Genomic DNA, 12,164 nt, shown 5'->3' on the forward strand with positions numbered 1-12,164 from the left:
CCAGGGCGGTGCCCTGGCCTCAACGCCCTCGCCGGCGCCGAGCCATGCCGATGGCGTACAGCCCCACCAGCATCATCACGGCGGCGGCCGGCTCGGGCACGGGTCGGGCGATGAAGGCGCTCCCGCTCGCCCGGCCGACGAAGGCGCCGAAGTCATTGATGCCGCGGACGTAGGTCCAGGTCCAGCGGCCGGCGTCGGCGGGGCGCACCAGCTCGTCGAGGGTGTGGAAGCTCCCATCGCGGTACAGCCCGGGGGTCACGACGACTTCGTCGAAGCCGTCATAGGAGACGCCCAGCGCCCAGCCGCGCTCGTTCATCGAGTTGGCTTGGAAGAAGTTGGGCCCGAACTGCGTGTAGCGCCCGTCCTGGTAGACGAAGGCGTAGTCCTCGTCCTCGGCATGGCCGTCAATGGTGCCGTGGTTGTTGAGCAGCACCTGGCCGGCGTTGTTGAAGCCGACCACGAAGGAGCGGGTGATGTCGCGCAGCGGATCGGCATCGGGCGGCGGCGGCAACCGCGTGACCATGCCCTGGTGGTAGATGAGGGCGTCGCGGTCGTTGTTGTCGGCTGCCATGGCGTCGCCGGCGATCTCGTCGCGGTCGTTGAGGGCCGCGAAGCTCGGGGAGCTCAGCCCCGCGTCGTCCAGGAACGCACTGCGGCGGCCGTCGTAGAAGAAGGCGCGCACCCCGCCAGTTTCCAGGTAGACGCGCCCCAGCACGTGGCCGGTGTTGTTGATGTCCAGCGCTTCGGCATCGCCCCGCGCACCGTCGGGCAGCGGGATCTCGGCCATGCGGCCGCGGCGGTAGAGGAAGGGGCGCACCACGCCGTCCAGGTGCGTCAGGTTGCCGACGACGTCGCCGCGCTCGTTGAGGTCGGTGGCCTCGCTGGCCAGGCCGCCCAGGGTACCCAGCGGCGTGAGCCGGCCGGCGCGGTAGACGAAGGCCTCGGGAGAGCCGTTGACGGCCTCGAAGATCGATCCGGCCACCATGCCCCGGTTGTTGATCTTGTGCGGCGCGAGGTTGAAGCCCGCTGGTGGCGTGGGCAGCAAGTCGATGCGGTAGCGCGGCACGACCGGCTGGGCCATGGACAGGGCCGGCGTTTGCAGCAGCAGGGCAGCCACGAGGTGGAGCAGGGCTTTCATGCGGGTTCTCCAGTGAGGGGGCCGCGTCGGCGCAGGGCGGCGCCCACGCCCAGCAGCCCGGCCAGCATCAGCGCCGCGGCGCCGGGCTCGGGCACCGGCGTGGCGATCATCAGGCCCCGGTCGCCGCTGAACAGCACGCGCCCGCGGTCGTCGATGGCATAGCCCCAGCGCAAGGAGAAATCCCCCACGCTGCCCGGCGGCAGCAGGTCGTGCAGGTTGGCGATCTCGCCGCCGCGGAACAGCAGCAGGTTGTTGGGCGTGGGATCGACGGCGATCTCGAACTCCACGCCCAGGGCCCAGCCTTTCTCGTTCAGGTCCGAAGCCTCGAACTGGTCCGCGCCCAGGCGGGTGTAGCGGCCGTCGCCGTAGAAATAGCCGTGGGTGTCGTTGTCGTAGCGCTCGTTGTTGCCGTGGACGGTGAACAGCACCTGCCCGGCGTTGTTGATCGTCGCGTCGGTGACGAGGGTCTCGAAGCGACCGAGGCCCTCGTCGTGCAGCTCCGGCAGCAGCGTGACGCGGCCCTCGCGCCACAGGAAAGGCTGCGACTTGACCTGGTCGAGGTCCGTGTAGGTGTAGCTGCTGAAGACCTCGCCCTTGTCGTTGAACGCGGCCCCCTTGCCGAAGGCCAGCCCGCCGGCGTCGAGGTAGCGCGTGCTGTTGCCGTCATAGACGAAGGCGCGTCCGTCGCCGGTGAGGCCCAGCACGTGGCCGAGGTTGTTGATGTCCACCGCCCTGGCGTTGGGGCCGGCGTCCACGGGCAGCGGGATCGCCCTCGTTCGTCCATGGCTGTAGATGAAGGGCAACTGCGAGCCGTCGTCGCGCGTCTCGTTGCCCACGACTTCGCCGCGCTCGTTGAGATCGACCGGGCTGCTGTATTTGCCGCCAAGCCGGTCCAGGCGCTCGAAGCGCCCGTTGCGGTAGATGAAGGTGTACTCGCCGCGGCTGTCATCCGGCGACAGCGTGCCCGCGACGACACCCGCGTTGTTCATCTGCAGCGAGCCGGAACCGTAGGAGAAGCCGTCGGGCGCCTCGGCGAAGGCGTCGAGCCGGTATTGCGGCAGCGCGGCCTGGACCATGGGCGGTGCGGCGGCAGCCACCAGGGCCGCCAAGGCGTGAATGAGCGCGTTCATGGAGATCTCCTCGCAAGAAGACGGCGCCGCGCGCTGCGAAGCTGAAGACCCGCAAAGGGCGGCGGCACAAGGTACTGCCGGGCTTCGGCGCCGGGTCGTGTTCACAGGTAAGCGGCCCGCCGCCCGGTAAACCGGCCCGGGAAAATGCCTTGGACTCGGCCAGGGCAGGGCGCAGGAAGCCCTGAGATCGCGTCCCTGGGCACGTCGACTGCTGTTCTGCGCTGCAGTAATTCGAGTGCCTTGATGCCGTTGCACCCGCTGGAAATTCCCTTGCCGTCGCACGAGCAGTCGCGCGCGGACCTGTACGCGCTGCTGGCGCGGCTGCTGCTTGCGCCGCCGGATGACGCGCTGCTGTCGGCCGTGGCGCAGGCACCGCCGCTGGGCGGCGCGGCCACGGGCGCCGCCGCTGCCGGGGTTGAGGCCGATCCTTATGCCGAGGACGGCACGCCGCTGGGCCGCGCCTGGGATGCGCTGCGCTCGGCCGCGCGCGGCGACGGCGAGGCGGTCCGCGAGCGCTTCGACGCGCTGTTCGTGAGCGCCGGCCAGCCGCTGCTCAACCCGTATGCCAGCCTGTACCTGGCGGGCTTCCTGATGGACACGCCGCTGGCGCTGCTGCGCCAGGCGCTGGCGCGGCTGGGCCTGCGCCGGCGCGCCGGCGTGGGCGAGCCCGAGGACCACCTGGGCGCGCTGTGCGAGGTGATGCGGCTGCTGATCACCGGTGCGCCGGGGCTGCCGCGGCGCACGCCGGCGCAGCAGGCGGAGTTCTTCGAGACGCACCTGGCCTCCTGGGCCGGGCGCTGCCTGGAGGACATCGAAACCGCTGACGCCGGCGGGTTCTACGCCGCGCTGGCGGGCTTCATGCGCGCCTTCCTGGAACTCGAGACGCTTGCCTTCGAGCTGGAAGACACGGCCCGGTCCGCCGAAACGGCCACGGCCTGAGGGACGGCCGACCGCCGTTGACACATCAACATTCCTAGCCTGGGAGCCATCGATGAACCTGCGCCTGCCCCGCCGCAACCTGCTGGCTGCCGCGGCCTGCACGCCGCTGGCGGCCACCGCCGCGCGCCTGCCCGCCGCACCCGCGGCCCCGGCCGCCCCCGTGGCCGAGCCCCAGCCGCCGCGGCCCGCCACCTACCACGAGACCGAGCACACGCGCCGCTACTACCGCAGCGCCGCGCGGCTGTGATGCCCGGGAGGAGGCCGCCATGTCCAGCCTGTTGATGCGCAAGCGCCCCGCCGGCACGGCCGGCGCCGGCCTGACGCGGCGCGGCCTGCTGCTGCGCGCGGGCCTGGGCGCCGGGGCCGCCGGCCTGCTGGCGCGGCCGATCGGCAACCATTTCATCGAGCCCGCCGTGGCGGCCGAGCCCAAGCCGCCGGCGAATTCGCCCGTCGAGGTCAAGCACACCGTGTGCAGCCACTGCTCGGTGGGCTGCTCGGTGGAGGCGGTGGTGCAGAACGGCGTGTGGATCCGCCAGGACGCCGCCTTCGACTCGCCCATCAACATGGGCGCGCACTGCGCCAAGGGCGCCTCGGTGCGCGAACACGGCCACGGCGAGCACCGGCTGCGCTACCCGATGAAGCTGGTGGACGGCAAGTACCAGCGCATCTCCTGGGACCAGGCCATCACCGAGGTCGGCGACCGGCTGCTCAAGGTGCGCGAGCAGGCCGGGCAGGACGCGGTGTTCTGGATCGGCAGCTCCAAGCACAACAACGAGCAGAGCTACCTGCTGCGCAAGTTCGTGTCGATGTGGGGCTCCAACAACACCGACCACCAGGCGCGCATCTGCCACTCCACCACGGTGGCCGGCGTGGCGCAGACCTTCGGCTACGGCGCCATGACCAACAGCTTCAACGACCTGCACCACAGCAAGGCCGTGCTGTTCATCGGCTCGAACCCGTCGGAGGCGCACCCGATCTCCATGCTGCACTTCCTGCACGCCAAGGAGCTCGGGGCCAAGATGATCGTGGTGGACCCGCGCTTCACGCGCACCGCGCGCTTCGCGCACCACTACGTGCGCATCCGCCCCGGCACCGACATCGCGTTCGTGTGGGGCATGCTCTGGCACATCTTCGCCAACGGCTGGGAGGACCGCGAGTACATCGCCGCGCGCACCTACGGCATGGATGCCGTGCGCAAGGAGGTGCAGAAGTGGACGCCCGACCGCGTCAGCGAGGTCACCGGCGTGCCCGAGGCCTCGGTGCGCGAGGCGGCGGAAATGCTGGCGCGCAACAAGCCTTCCTCGGTGGTGTGGTGCATGGGCATCACGCAGCACCACGTGGGCACGGCCAACGTGCGTGCGCTGTCGATCCTGCAGCTGGTGCTGGGCAACATCGGCGTCGCCGGCGGCGGGGCCAACATCTACCGCGGCCACGACAACGTGCAGGGCGCCACCGACGTGGGCCCCAACCCCGACTCGCTGCCCGGCTACTACGGCCTGGCCGAGGGCGCGTGGAAGCACTTCTGCGCCGCCTGGGGCGTGGACTACGAGTGGCTCAAGGGCCGCTACGCCTCCAAGGCGCTGATGGAAAAGCCCGGCATGACCGTCTCGCGCTGGTTCGACGGCGTGCTGGAAAAGGCCGAGTACGTGGACCAGCCCAACCCGCTGCGCGCTGTCGTCTACTGGGGCCACGCGCCCAACAGCCAGACACGGCTGCCCGACATGCGCGCGGCGATGCAGAAGCTTGACCTGCTGGTGGTGATCGACCCGTACCCCACCATGACGGCGGCCATGCACGGGCGGCGCGACGGCGTGTACCTGCTGCCCGCGTGCACGCAGTTCGAGACGCAGGGCTCGTGCACCGCGTCCAACCGCAGCGTGCAGTGGCGCGAGCGGGTAATCCAACCCATCTTCGAGAGCAAGACCGACCACGAGATCATGTACCTGTTCGCGAAGAAGTTTGGCTTCGCGGAGCAGCTGGTCAAGAACATCAAGGTCGTCAACAACGAGCCGGTGATCGAGGACATCCTGCGAGAGATCAACCGCAGCGTCTGGACCATCGGCTACTCCGGCATCTCCCCCGAGCGGCTGAAGTTGCACATGCAACACAAGGCCGACTTCGACCCCACCACGCTGCGCGCGGACTCCGGCCCCTGCAAGGGCGACTACTACGGCCTGCCCTGGCCCTGCTGGGGCACGCCGGAGATGAAGCACCCGGGCACGCCCATCCTCTACGACCTGAGCAAGACCGTGGCCGACGGCGGCATGCCCTTCCGCGCCAACTGGGGCGTGGAGCACGACGGGCAGAGCCTGCTGGCCGCCGACGGCTCCACCAACCGCGACAGCCAGCTCGACACCGGCTATCCGGAGTTCGACCACGTGTTCCTGAAGAAGCTGGGCTGGTGGAGCGACCTCACGCCCACCGAGCAGGCCGCGGCCGAGGGCAAGAACTGGAAGACCGACCCCTCCGGCGGGATCATCCGCGTGGTCATCGCCCACGGCTGCGCGCCCTACGGCAACGCCCGCGCGCGGGCCCAGGTGTGGAACTTCCCCGACCCGGTGCCGGTGCACCGCGAGCCGCTGCTCACGCCGCGCCCGGACCTGCTGGCGAAGTACCCCACCTTCGAGGACCGCGCCAACTTCTGGCGGCTGCCCACGCTCTACAAGTCGGTGCAGGGCGCGCGCGACTACAGCAAGGATTTCCCGCTGATCATGACCTCGGGCCGCCTGGTGGAGTACGAGGGCGGCGGCGACGAGACGCGCTCGAACCCCTGGCTGGCCGAGCTGCAGCAGGCGATGTTCGTGGAAATCAACCCCTTCGACGCCGGGCACGTCGGCGTGAAGACCGGCGAGTTCGTCTGGGTGGAGACGCCCACCGGCGCGCGGCTGAAGGTGCACGCGATGGTGACGCCGCGCGTGGGGCAGGGCGTGGTGTGGATGCCCTACCACTTCGGCGGCTGGTGGATGGGCGAGGACCTGCTGCGCCAGTACCCCGAGGGCGCCGCGCCCATCGTGCGCGGCGAGGCGGCCAACACCGGCTGGACCTATGGCTACGACGCCGTGACCATGATGCAGGAGACCAAGGTGTCGCTGTGTCGGTTGCGCCGCCACGCATGAGCAAGAAATGACGGCTCAACAACTCTCCCCGTTCGGGCTGAGCCCGTCGAAGCCCTGTGGCCCGGCTGGCCTGCAGGCCCTTCGACAGGCTCAGGACGAACGGCATTCCGACTGAGAGGACCTCCATGCCCGCGCGCATGAAATTCATCTGCGACACCGAGCGCTGCATCGACTGCATGGGCTGTGTCACCGCGTGCAAGAACGAGCACGAGACGCCCTGGGGCGTGAACCGGCGCCGCGTCGTGACCATCGGCGACGGCGCGCCGGGCGAGCACTACATGTCGGTGGCCTGCATGCACTGCACCAACGCGCCGTGCATGGCGGTGTGCCCGGTGGACTGCTTCTATCACACGGCCGACGGCGTGGTGCTGCACGACAAGGACCTGTGCATCGGCTGCGGCTACTGCTCGCTGGCCTGTCCCTTCGGGGCGCCGCAGTTCCCGTCCACGGGCGCGTTCAATCACCGCGGCAAGATGGACAAGTGCACCTTCTGCAACGGCGGCCCGCAGCCCGACGCCAGCGAGGCGGAGTTCCAGCAGTACGGGCGCAACCGCATCGCCGAGGGGAAGCTGCCGTTGTGCGCCGAGATGTGCGGCACCAAGGCGCTGCTGGGCGGCGACGCCAACATCATTGCCCAGATCTACAAGCAGCGGGTGGACACGCGCGGCTACGGGCCGGAGCTCTGGGGCTGGGACATCGCCTACAACCCCCAGGGCGCGCCGCCGGCCAAGGCCGCGGCGCCGATGAACGGCGCCGCCGACGCCAACGGCAAGCCGCCTGCCAATGGGCATGGCGCCGAGAACGGTGCGCCCGCACCCGCACGGGGGCTGCCGGACACCCGCGGGCCCGATGGCGTGATCCACGACAACAGCTCGCGTGGCCAGGGCCCGCGCACCAACCAGCTGCCCGACAGCTTCCAGAACAATCCACGCCAGCTGCCGACGTGATGGTTACCCCAGCAACGCACGCCATGCCCGCGAAGGCGGGCATCCACGAGTGCCGGCACCGCCGCCTCGGAAAGGCTACAGCCAGGTCCTGCTGGCTGCCGGCGAGCCGGCCTGCGTGGGTGCCCGCCTTCGCGGGCACGGCGTTGGCTTGCTGCTGAACGAGCCCCAAGGAACCGCCCATGAAGATCCTGCTCCTCGTCCTGGCCGCGCTGGCGCTCACCGGCTGCCTGGAGGTCGACCAGTACCCCGCCTGGCGCGAAGGCCAGTACGACGGCAAGGCTGACAACCTGCCGCAGCAGCTGCGCTTCAACGGCGACCGGCTGGCCTGGAACGCCGCCATCGACAACCGCAACCGGCACCAGAACGAGTACGCGCGCATGCGTCCGTGAGCCGCCCCCTGCCTCCAGCCGTACCGAAGGAGCCCTCATGTCACTGCGCCGCCTGCTGCTCTGGTTCTCACCCTTTCTGCTGGCCCTGGCGCTGGCGCTGCTGACCTTGGTGCCGGCGCTGGCCGCCGTGCCCAACGACAAGGCCACGCCGGCCTATGCCGAGGAGCAGACCATCCTGCAGTCCGAACAGGGCCGACCCGAGCCCGGGCTGGGCGACGCCGCTTCGGGACGGCAGCACTTCGACCGACACTACATCAAGCCGCCGGGTCTGATGCCGGAGCAGGACGTCATCCTGCAGCGCGGCGGCAACACCTGGCGCACCTGGCGCAACGGGCCGCTGGCGACCCTGGCCGGCACGCTGCTGCTGGTGGTGCCGCTGGGCATCTTCGGGCTGTACCGCTTCTTCGGGCCGCAGAAGCTCGAAGGCGCCGAAACCGGGCGCAACGTGGTGCGCTTCACGCGGCTGGACCGCTGGACGCACTGGGCCACCGCCATTACCTTCATCGTGCTGGCGCTCACGGGCCTGGTGGTCCTGTTCGGCAAGCAGCTACTGCTGCCGTGGATGGGCCACGGCCTGTTCTCCTGGGTGGCCATCATCAGCAAGTACCTGCACAACATCGCGGGGCCGCTGTTCATCCTGTGCACGCTGGCGATGTTCCTCACCTACGTGCGGCGCAACCGCTTCGAGCGTGCCGACTGGCAGTGGGTCAAGGCCGGCGGTGGGCTGCTGTCGCACGCGCACGTGCCGGCGCCCTATTTCAACTTCGGCGAGAAGATCTGGTTCTGGTTCGGCGTGACGCTGATGGGGCTGCTGATGGGCGTCACGGGGCTGATGCTCAACTTCCCCTATTTCGCCGGCAACACGCCCGGCCCGGGCTTCACGCGCTACCTGCTGCAGGTGGCCAACCTGCTGCACCTGCTGGGTGCGGCGGCCTACATCGCCTTCGCCATGGGCCACATCTACCTGGGCACGCTGGGCAGCCCCGGCGCCTACCGCGGCATGCGCCACGGCACGGTGGACGAGGCCTGGGTGCGCACCCACCACGAACTGTGGTGGCGGCAGATCTCGGCGCGCGAGCGCGGCGGAGCGGGGCGGTGATGGGCGCGCCAGCCAGGGCGAAGGCGCCGCCTAGCCGGCCCGGCCGGGCGCTGCTCGTGCCGGCGGTGCTGCTGGCCGCGCTGCTGGGGGCCGGCTGCGACCGCGGCCCGAAGGTGGAGGACGGCGTCACCCAGACCAAGTTCCCGGGGCAGGTGAGCGCCGGCGGCGGTACCAGCGGCGAGGTGATCGCGCAGGCCGGCGGCAAGCAGACGGCGGCGCCGGCGGGCACGCCGGGCATTCCACAGGGCTCGGGGGGCAACACCGGCGGCGCGGCCGTGGGCGGTGCCATGCCCAAGGACGGTGCGCCCGCCGCAGGGCTGCCGCAGGGCGAGGGTCCGCAGAAGGCGGCCTCGGCCGCGGCCGATCCCGGCCCCACGGGCGTGGTGCCGCCGGGGGTATCGGCCTCGGCGGTGACCTCGGGCGCGGCGGTGGGCGGGATGTCCAACGTGCCGGGCGCGGTGGCCGGCGCCTCCTCCGGCGCGGCCGGCGGCGGCTCCAGGCCGGCGAGCTCGCCGGGGGTGCGATGAGGGCGGCGGGCGTGTCGCCAGGGAGTCGGCGATGAACGGCAGGCAGCTCTTGAATTCGTTCGTGGCCCTGGGCACCGCCCTGGCGGCCACCGCCACGCTGGCCGCGCTGCCCGCGCCCACGCCGCAGCAGCAGGCCGAGGCTGCGGCCAAGGCGGCGCAGGCGGCCTCGGCCGCGGCGGTGGAGAAGCAGCAGCTCGAAGCATCCATGGACCGCCTCTCGCAGCGCTGGCGCCAGCGCGCCGCGGCGCAGGGCTGGCAGGCGCATCCGCCCACGCCGGTGGCCACCGCCACGACCAGCGCCGGCGGCTCGGGCAACGCCCAGGTGCCGGGGCAGGGCAATCCGCACAGCGCGCCGGGCACGCCGGCGGCGGGCACGGCCTCCGCGCCGGCACTGCCCATCCGCAGCGAGAAGCTGGGCACGGCACCGCCCAGCGAGGACGTCAAGAAGCCCAAGACGCCGATGGCGCGCTGAGGACGGCAGCCCTCAGCCGGCTGCCTTGCTGAGCAGCACCTCCACCTCGAAGGCCGTGCCGCGCCCGGGCTCGCTGCGCACGCGGATCGAGCCGTCCATCAGCGTCACCGTCTCGCGCGCGATGGCCAGGCCCAGGCCGCTGCCGCCGTGGCGGCGCGTGCTGGAGTCGTCGCCCTGCCCGAAGGGCTGGAACAGCCGCTCCACCTGCTCGGGCGCCATGCCGCAGCCGGTGTCGCTGACCACTACGCGTACCAGCGCCGCGTGCTCGTCCTCGCGCAGGCAACGCATGTGCAGCCGCACCTCGCCCTGGTCGGTGAACTTCATCCCGTTGTGCAGCAGGTGGAACAGCAGCTGGCGCAGCCGCCGCGCGTCGGCGTGGAAACCGCGGTCCAGCGCCGGGTCGAGGTCGATTTCCAGCTGCAGCGGCTTGCCCTGTGCCAGCGGGCGCATCTCCTGCATCAGCTGCTCCACCAGCTCGGCCAGGTTGAAGGGCTGCGGGTGCAGCGCCAGGCCGCCGGCGCGGATGCTGGCCACGTCCAGCAGCTCCTCGATCAGCGTCACCAGCCGCGCGCCGGAGTCCAGCGCGGTGTCGGCATAGCGCTGCTGCGTCGGCGTCAGGTCCGTGGTCTGCAGCAGCTGCAGCGTGCCCATCACGCCGTTGAGCGGCGTGCGCAGCTCGTGGCTGATGCTGGAGAGGAAGCGCGACTTGGCCTCGCTGGCCTGCTCGGCATCGGCGCGCGCCGCCTCCAGCGCCTCGGCCTGCTGCTGCAGGTGGCGCGTCTGGCGTTCGAGCTGCTGGATCAGCTCGCGCGCCGCGTGCACGCCGCGGCGCACGCGCTCACGCAGTCGCTGCGTCACCAGCCCGGTCAGCGACAGGTACACGCCGGCCAGAACCATGATCACCGCCATGCCCGCGAGGTCGCTCCACGGGACGCCCATCCAGGTCGCGTAGGCCAGGTAGGTGCCCAGCGTCACGGCGTTGAAGTACAGCGCGCGCCTGAAGCCGAAGCCCACCTGGTCCGCCACGCGCACCAGCAGCACGGCGATCAGCAGCACCTGGTCACCCTGGACGTGGTGCAGGTTCAGCAGCCACATCGGCAGGTCCAGGTGCATGAACAGCAGACCCAGGTCGAAGCGCCCGGTGCGGCCGTACCAGCGCCGCAGCGTCCACCAGCTCGCCAGGCAGTACGCGGCGTTGGCGCCCAGCACCTGCCACAGGGCCGGCGCGTCCAGTGCACGTCCCATGCGCAGGTCGTAGAGCACCAGGATCACGGCCAGGATGAAGAACCCGGCGGCCCGCATCGCCGGGATCTGGCCCACGTGCAAGCGCCGCAGCGAAGCTTGGCGGATGCGGCGCAACTGGGCCTCATCGACCGTGAACGTCGAGCCGTCGGGCAGCCCGAAGTTATCGTTGCCCATCTCCCTCATCCCTATCGCATTTCGTGTTTGGCCGGGCTTCATCGGGCGCCTTGCGTCCGTGCGGCGTGCCCTCCCTGGCGCGCCGCAAAGCCGGTGTTTTCTTTCTTGGGCCGCACGGTGGCATGGATCGGTACGTGCAGGCGTGACCAAATGCCTGTTCGGCTCCTTGGGCCTCGCGCTAAAGATGCCGCGATTGCGCCCGCGCAAGGCAAGCACCGCTATAAGGTTGCAGACGTAACTCCATGTATCGGAAGGATCGCTGTCGATGAACCAAAGACGAGTTTTCACCGCCGCGCTGCTGGGCAGCGCCCTGCCGCTGGCCGAGGCTGCCAAGCCCGTGGCAGCTGCGCCCTTGCACGGTGCCGCGCAACTCACGCTCAGCGGCCCGGCGCTGGGCCGGTCCAACCGCGGCCCGGTGGACCCGGCCCTGGAGCAGCTGTTCAGCAAGCACCAGGTGGCGTTCGAGCGCGCCTTCGAATTCGACGCCGCCGCGCTGCAGGCACTGCCGGCGGTGGAGATCCGTCCCACGCTGGAGTACGACGGCCGCGAGCACCGCCTCTCCGGGCCACTGCTGGAGCAGGTGCTGGCTGCCGCGGGCGTGCCGGCCGCGGCGCCGGTGGTGCTCACGCTGCGCGCGCTGGACGGCTACGCGGTGCGGGTGCCGCTGGCCGACGCGCGCCGCTGGCGCATGCTGCTGGCCACGTGGCTGGACGGCCGGCCGATGGCGCTGGGCGGCCTGGGGCCGCAATGGGCGGTGTACGACGCCGACCGCCTGCCCGACTTCCGCGACAAGCCGCTCAAGGAGCGCTTCAGCCTCTGCCCCTGGGGCCTCTATCACGTGGAAGTGGCGCCGGCCTGAAGCGGTCCCGGGCGCCACGGCGCCGCCGCTGCGGGCACACGGGAAACTGTCATTCACTTATATGTAAGCGCTGTAACAGCGTCAGTTTGTCGCCTGGGCGCAGCACACCGGGCGTTGGGGGGACGACAC

Annotated in this window: 11 protein-coding genes and 1 pseudogene; 9 read left to right on the forward strand and 3 right to left on the reverse strand. The window is 70.8% G+C overall.

Annotated elements, in window-relative coordinates:
* Positions 1-19: 19 nt before the first annotated feature.
* Both H537_RS0123640 and H537_RS55070 read right to left on the reverse strand, forming a co-directional pair.
* Positions 20-1,138: a PEP-CTERM sorting domain-containing protein gene (locus tag H537_RS0123640; protein ID WP_028999822.1), complete on the reverse strand. Its 1,119-nt coding sequence runs from the start codon at positions 1,136-1,138 to the stop codon at positions 20-22.
* Positions 1,135-2,268: a PEP-CTERM sorting domain-containing protein gene (locus H537_RS55070; RefSeq protein ID WP_028999823.1), complete on the reverse strand. Its 1,134-nt coding sequence runs from the start codon at positions 2,266-2,268 to the stop codon at positions 1,135-1,137. The genes H537_RS0123640 and H537_RS55070 overlap by 4 nt, the downstream gene beginning before the upstream one ends.
* Positions 2,269-2,511: 243 nt before the next feature.
* Here H537_RS55070 and H537_RS0123650 point away from each other — a divergent pair, with 243 nt between their 5' ends.
* The 8 genes and pseudogenes from H537_RS0123650 to H537_RS45115 all read left to right on the forward strand — a co-directional run bounded on the left by H537_RS0123650 (position 2,512) and on the right by H537_RS45115 (position 9,757).
* Positions 2,512-3,207 (forward strand): TorD/DmsD family molecular chaperone, encoded by a 696-nt coding sequence (locus H537_RS0123650; RefSeq protein ID WP_043459696.1) that lies wholly within the window; start codon positions 2,512-2,514, stop codon positions 3,205-3,207.
* 52 nt (positions 3,208-3,259) lie between these two features.
* Positions 3,260-3,454 (forward strand): hypothetical protein, encoded by a 195-nt coding sequence (locus tag H537_RS0123655; protein ID WP_028999825.1) that lies wholly within the window; start codon positions 3,260-3,262, stop codon positions 3,452-3,454.
* Positions 3,455-3,473: 19 nt separating this feature from the next.
* Positions 3,474-6,323, forward strand: coding sequence for a formate dehydrogenase subunit alpha (locus H537_RS45100; protein WP_051243159.1), 2,850 nt, complete (start codon positions 3,474-3,476; stop codon positions 6,321-6,323).
* Positions 6,324-6,448: 125 nt separating this feature from the next.
* A pseudogene (fdh3B, locus tag H537_RS45105) lies at positions 6,449-7,081 on the forward strand (formate dehydrogenase FDH3 subunit beta); the annotation flags it as partial.
* A gap of 368 nt (positions 7,082-7,449) precedes the next feature.
* Entirely contained in the window at positions 7,450-7,659 is a 210-nt protein-coding gene (locus tag H537_RS0123670; protein ID WP_028999826.1) for a hypothetical protein, read from the forward strand.
* 37 nt (positions 7,660-7,696) lie between these two features.
* Positions 7,697-8,758 carry a formate dehydrogenase subunit gamma gene (locus H537_RS0123675; protein ID WP_043459699.1) on the forward strand — a complete coding sequence of 354 codons (1,062 nt, stop codon included), beginning with the start codon at positions 7,697-7,699 and terminating at the stop codon, positions 8,756-8,758.
* Positions 8,758-9,285, forward strand: a complete 528-nt coding sequence (locus H537_RS49635; RefSeq protein WP_156901900.1) for a hypothetical protein — start codon at positions 8,758-8,760, stop codon at positions 9,283-9,285. The genes H537_RS0123675 and H537_RS49635 overlap by 1 nt, the downstream gene beginning before the upstream one ends.
* Positions 9,286-9,334: 49 nt before the next feature.
* Complete coding sequence (locus H537_RS45115; RefSeq protein ID WP_169517078.1) at positions 9,335-9,757, forward strand: hypothetical protein; 423 nt, start codon at positions 9,335-9,337, stop codon at positions 9,755-9,757.
* Positions 9,758-9,769: 12 nt separating this feature from the next.
* Here H537_RS45115 and H537_RS49640 read toward each other — a convergent pair whose 3' ends face one another.
* Positions 9,770-11,176: a sensor histidine kinase gene (locus tag H537_RS49640; protein ID WP_028999828.1), complete on the reverse strand. Its 1,407-nt coding sequence runs from the start codon at positions 11,174-11,176 to the stop codon at positions 9,770-9,772.
* A 265-nt stretch (positions 11,177-11,441) separates the two neighbouring features.
* Here H537_RS49640 and H537_RS0123695 point away from each other — a divergent pair, with 265 nt between their 5' ends.
* Complete coding sequence (locus tag H537_RS0123695; protein WP_028999829.1) at positions 11,442-12,035, forward strand: putative pterin-binding protein; 594 nt, start codon at positions 11,442-11,444, stop codon at positions 12,033-12,035.
* The last annotated feature ends 129 nt before the right edge of the window (positions 12,036-12,164 follow it).

The organism is Azohydromonas australica DSM 1124 (assembly GCF_000430725.1).
Lineage (GTDB): Bacteria > Pseudomonadota > Gammaproteobacteria > Burkholderiales > Burkholderiaceae_C > Azohydromonas > Azohydromonas australica.